This is a genomic window from Acidimicrobiales bacterium (assembly GCA_036399815.1).
Lineage (GTDB): Bacteria > Actinomycetota > Acidimicrobiia > Acidimicrobiales > DASWMK01 > DASWMK01.
Genome location: DASWMK010000051.1, coordinates 1 through 4,768 on the forward strand (window position 1 = coordinate 1; position 4,768 = coordinate 4,768).

Annotated in this window: 7 protein-coding genes; 3 read left to right on the top strand and 4 right to left on the bottom strand. The window is 75.0% G+C overall.

Annotated features, from left to right (window positions below; translation table 11 throughout):
- From VGB14_03860 to VGB14_03870, 3 genes are all read right to left on the bottom strand, one after another.
- A partial coding sequence (locus tag VGB14_03860) for an ArsA family ATPase (protein ID HEX9992043.1) occupies positions 1–604 on the bottom strand: 604 nt, incomplete at its 3' end.
- Between the two features lie 16 nt (positions 605–620).
- Positions 621–857: a DUF3107 domain-containing protein gene (locus VGB14_03865; GenBank protein ID HEX9992044.1), complete on the bottom strand. Its 237-nt coding sequence runs from the start codon at positions 855–857 to the stop codon at positions 621–623.
- Between the two features lie 79 nt (positions 858–936).
- Positions 937–2,079, bottom strand: coding sequence for an Mrp/NBP35 family ATP-binding protein (locus tag VGB14_03870; GenBank protein ID HEX9992045.1), 1,143 nt, complete (start codon positions 2,077–2,079; stop codon positions 937–939).
- 70 nt (positions 2,080–2,149) lie between these two features.
- Between VGB14_03870 and VGB14_03875 the strand changes: the two genes are divergently transcribed.
- Together VGB14_03875 and VGB14_03880 are read left to right on the top strand one after the other, a co-directional pair.
- Positions 2,150–2,869: a helix-turn-helix domain-containing protein gene (locus tag VGB14_03875; protein HEX9992046.1), complete on the top strand. Its 720-nt coding sequence runs from the start codon at positions 2,150–2,152 to the stop codon at positions 2,867–2,869.
- A 9-nt stretch (positions 2,870–2,878) separates the two neighbouring features.
- On the top strand, positions 2,879–3,997 hold the full coding sequence (locus VGB14_03880) for a cysteine desulfurase family protein (GenBank protein ID HEX9992047.1): 1,119 nt from the start codon (positions 2,879–2,881) through the stop codon (positions 3,995–3,997).
- 4 nt (positions 3,998–4,001) lie between these two features.
- Here the strand turns inward: VGB14_03880 and VGB14_03885 are convergent, their stop codons facing one another.
- Positions 4,002–4,385, bottom strand: coding sequence for a VOC family protein (locus tag VGB14_03885; GenBank protein HEX9992048.1), 384 nt, complete (start codon positions 4,383–4,385; stop codon positions 4,002–4,004).
- 53 nt (positions 4,386–4,438) lie between these two features.
- On the opposite strand from VGB14_03885, the gene VGB14_03890 reads away from it, so the two are divergent.
- Positions 4,439–4,768, top strand: a 330-nt coding sequence (locus VGB14_03890) for a PadR family transcriptional regulator (GenBank protein ID HEX9992049.1), incomplete at its 3' end; no start/stop codon positions are given.

Sequence of the window (4,768 nt, forward strand, 5' to 3'; positions counted from 1 at the left end):
CGGCCAGCTCGAGCGTCTCGTTCACCGGCATCTCCTCGGGCGCGGCGACGATGACGGCGCCGGTGCGCTCCGGGTCGGACAGCACGTCGATCAGCCAGCCCGTCTGCTCCCGCACCAGCCCGACCTGCACCAGCTCCTGGATGGCCTGGGGCGCCGACAGCTGGGAGACGATGTGCCCGGTGGCCGACGCGTCGACCACGATCAGGTCGTAGGTGTCGCGGAGCACCTCCCAGCAGAACTTCCCGACGGTGAGGATCTCCTTCACGCCGGGGGCGGCGTTGGCGACGAAGTCGAAGGACCGGGCGAGCGGCCCGATGCGGGCCAGCAGGGGCACCTTGAGCTGGAGCCGCAGGTACTCCTTCAGCGACGCCTCGGTGTCCATCGACATGGCGAAGAGGTTGGGTTGGAGCTCCCGCGGCTCGAACCCGGTGGGGCCGGTCTCGAAGAAGTCGGCCAGGTTGCCCTTGGCGTCGACCTCGCCCACGAGGGTCCGCCGCCCCTGCTGCGCGCTGAGAAGGGCCAGCGCGGCGGCCACGGTGGTCTTGCCGACGCCGCCCTTGCCGGTGACGAACAGCAGGCGGCGGTCGAGGAGGCCGAGGGGCACGGCCGGCTGGCCCCCGCTACGGCGAGCCGAAGCCGATGCGGCGCTCGCTGTCGGGCCCGCCGATCTCGACGTAGGCCACCTTGTCCGACGGGACGCCGACGGCCCGGCCCCGCCGGTCGGTGAGCCACAGCACCTTGCCGCCGTCGCCGACGGCCGACTCGATCCTGGCCCGCAGCTCGTCCCGGTCGACGTCGTCGTCGAGCTCGAGGTCGATCTCCTTGGCGCTGTAGGTCACGCCGATCCGGACGTCCACGGGGCTCCTTCCTGGACGGTGGCGAGCGGCGGGGGACGGCCGCACGGGGGAGCGCCGTCCGCTCCCGCGGGCCCCCTTCCTAGACGATGTTCAGCTGCGGGTGGTAACGACGGGTGGGCGCCAGCTCGACGTCGATCGTCTCGGCCATCGCCGCGAAGGCCAGCGCCGCCTCGCCGTCGGGGTCGGTGACGACGATGGGGCGGCCCGTGTCCGAGCCCGCCCGCAGGGCGGGGACGAGCGGCACCCGGCCGATGAGCGGCACGTCCAGCCGGTCGGCCAGCTCCTGCCCGCCGCCGGCGCCGAAGATCTCGTAGCGCTTGCCGTCGTCGCCGGTGAACCAGCTCATGTTCTCGACCACGCCCTTCACCTCGAGGCGGACCTTCTGGGCCATGAACGCGGCCCGCTGGGCCACCCGCTGGGCCGCCGGCTGGGGGGTGGTCACCACGTAGACCTCGGCCCGCGGGAGGAACTGCGACAGCGAGATCGAGATGTCGCCGGTGCCGGGGGGCAGGTCGACGACGAGGAAGTCGGGGTCGTCCCAGAACACGTCGGTGAGGAACTGCTCGAGGGCCTTGTGCAGCATCGGCCCCCGCCAGATGACCGGCTGGTCCTCCTGGGCGAAGAAGCCCATCGAGATGCAGGCCACGCCGTGGGCGACCGGGGGCACGAGCATCTCGTCGATGACGACGGGCGGGCGGTCGACGCCGAGCATGCGGGGGATCGAGAAGCCCCACACGTCGGCGTCGACGACGGCGACGCGGTGGCCCCGCCGGGCGAGGGCGACGGAGAGGTTGGTGGTCACCGACGACTTGCCGACCCCGCCCTTGCCCGAGGCGACGAGGAGCACGCGGGTGCGCGACGACGGGTCGGCGAACGGGATGGCCCGGCCCTCCGCGTGGCCGTGCGCCTGGTGGGTCCCGGCCGTGGCCGCGGGGTCGCCGTGGAGGCGCTGGCGCAGGGCCATGCGCTCCTCGTCGGTCATGACCGTGAAGTCGACGCCGACCCGGTCGACCCCGTCGAGGGCGGTGAGGGCGCCGCTCACCCGGCGGTCGATCTCGCTGCGCAGCGGGCAGCCGGCGACGGTCAGCGCCACCTTGACCTGGACCTGCGGGCCGTCGATGGCGATGCCGCGGACCATGCCGAGGTCGACGATGCTGCGGCGCAGCTCGGGGTCCTCCACGGGGCGGAGGGCGTCGAGGACGGCCGCTTCGGTCACGGGCATGCGGCTGGAAGCCTCCTGCGGCTGCGGTGGGCGGGAATTAGCCCTACGTGCGTAGGTAGAATACCGGGCCGTGGACGGGGCTCCGCTGACGCCGACCGAGTTCTCGGCGGCCGTCACCGCCATCACCTCGGCGTTCGGCGACCCGACCAGGCGGCACGTGTACCTGTTCGTCCACGAGCACGAGGACGGGGTGACGGCCGCCGAGGTGGCCTCCCGGTTCGGCATGCACCCGAACGTCGCCCGCCACCACCTCGACAAGCTGACCGCCGGCGGCTACCTGGAGGTGGCGGTCACCCGGACCGGCACCGGCGCCGGCCGCCCGTCGAAGCGCTACCGGGCCGCCCAGGCCGGCATGACCCTCGAGTTCCCGGCCCGCCGCGACGACCTGCTCGTCACCCTGCTCGGCCGGGCCCTCAGCCGCCTGCCGCGGGCCGAGGCCGAGGCCATGGCCGAGGAGGTCGGGGTCGAGTACGGGCGGGCCATGGCCGGCGGCATGGCCGCGCCGGGCGAGGCCCACCGCTCGTTCAGGGCCGCCCTCCACGCCGTGGCCGACGCGCTCACCGCCCACGGCTTCGCGGCGAGGGCCGAGTCCAGCGGCAGCGAGCTGCGCATCGTCAGCGAGCACTGCCCGTTCGGCGGGGCGGCCATCGAGCACCCGGTGATCTGCGCCGTCGACCGCGGGATGGTGCGGGGGATGCTGGAGGGGCTCTACGGCGAGTCGCAGACGTCCACGGCGTCGTCGCTGCCCCAGGGCGACGACGTCTGCGTCACCTCCGTCGCCGGCTCCTGACGCCACCGCGTGACCCGCCACTACCTCGACCACGCGTCGACCTCGCCCGTCCGGCCCGAGGCCGTCGGTGCCATGGTCGGGTGGCTGCGGTCGCCGGCCGCCGACCCGTCCCGCTCCCACGCGGAGGGGCTGCGGGCCAGGGCCGCGGTCGAGGAGGCGAGGGAGCAGGTGGCCGCGCTCGTCGGCGCCCGGTCGCGGGAGGTCGTGTTCACGAGCGGGGCGACCGAGGCAATCGCCGCCGCCGTGTGGGGCGCGTCCGAGCGGGGCCGGCACGTCGTCGTCCCCGCCGTCGAGCACTCCGCCGTGCGGGAGGCGTCGGCCCGGGCCGGCGAGGTGACCGTCGTGGGCGTGGACCGCACCGGGCGGGTCGACCCCGGCGAGGTGCTGGCCGCCGTGCGGCCCGACACGGCGCTCGTGCACGTGCAGTGGGGCAACCACGAGGTCGGCACCGTCCAGCCGGTGGCCGAGGTGGTGGCCGGGTGCCGGGAGCGGGGGGTGCTCGTCCACGTCGACGCCGCCCAGGCCGTCGGCCACGTGCCCGTCGCCTTCGACGACCTCGGCGCCGACCTCCTGTCGCTCAGCGGCCACAAGCTGGGCGGCCCGCCCGGGGTCGGCGCCCTGCTGGTGCGGCGGGGCCTGCGGCTGCGGCCCCTGCTCGTCGGCGGCGACCAGGAGCGGGCCAGGCGGGCCGGGCTCGAGAACGTGCCCGCCGTCGCCGGGCTCGGGGCGGCCGCCGAGGCGGTGGCCGGCCGGCTCGACGCCGAGGCGGCCGAGGCCGGCCGGCTGACCGGCCGGGTGGCGGCCGCCGCCGCGGGGATGGACGGGGTCGAGGTCTACGGCGACCCCGACCACCGCCTCCCCCACGTCGTCTGCCTCGGCCTCGCCGGCGTGGAGCCCCAGCCCGTGCTCATCGGCCTCGACCGGGCCGGCATCGCCGTGCACTCGGGCAACTCGTGCTCGTCGGAGGCGCTGGAGCCGTCGCCGGTGCTGGCGGCCATGGGCGTCGACGCCGCCCGCTCGCTGCGGGTGTCGGTCGGGTGGAGCACCACCGACGCCGACGTGGACGCCTTCCTCGCCGCCCTACCCCCGATCCTCGCCGACCTGCGGGCCCTCGCCCGCCAGGCGTAGCGGCTCAGTCGACGATGTCGGCGCCGAGCCCGTAGCTGTTGCCGTCGGGGTCCTGGAACTGGGCCCACCACCGGCCCCAGGGCGCCTTCTCGGGCGGTCCGGCGAACACCACGCCCTTCCCCGTCAGCTCCTCGTAGAGGGCGTTGACGTCGTCGACCTCGAACAGCACGTTGGAGAACGTGCCGATCCGGTCCTCCTGGCCGTCGGGGGTGTAGAGCACCAGCTTCACGTCCTGGGCCGGGGGCCGCACCTCGATCCACCGGGGCCCGCCCTCGGGGCCCATCGGCTCGTCCCGCACCAGCTCGAAGCCCATCGTCTCGGTCCAGAACCGCTTCGCCGCGTCCTGGTCCCTGCAGTAGATGCCCACCGAGTACACGGTCGCCGCCATCGGCCCCTCCGTCGTCGTCCACTCTTCCTAATCGGAACAGTAGGTTGGCGGCGATGGCCGGCGCCACCCCGCCCCTCAGCCCGACGGCCCACGCCCTGCTCGGGCTGCTGTCGTTCGGGCGCGAGCTCTCCGGCTACGAGCTCAAGCGGTGGGCCGACGGCAGCCTGCGCTTCTTCTACGCCGCCCCGGCGATGAGCCAGGTGTACCGGGAGCTCGACCGCCTGCGGGCGGCCGGCCTGGTCGCCGCCCGCGACGTGCCCGGCGGCGCCACCCGCACGACGCGGGTCCACCGCATCACCGCCGAGGGCGAGGCCACCCTGCGGCGCTGGCTCGACGACCAGCCGGCCGCCGCCCCGCTGCTGAAGCACTCGGTCGCCCTGCGG

Excerpts from the sequence above, each read along its gene's own strand:
- VGB14_03870 (HEX9992045.1), bottom strand. The coding sequence starts at position 2,079 with ATGCCCGTGACCGAAGCGGCCGTCCTCGACGCCCTCCGCCCCGTGGAG.
- VGB14_03885 (HEX9992048.1), bottom strand. The coding sequence starts at position 4,385 with ATGGCGGCGACCGTGTACTCGGTGGGCATCTACTGCAGGGACCAGGAC.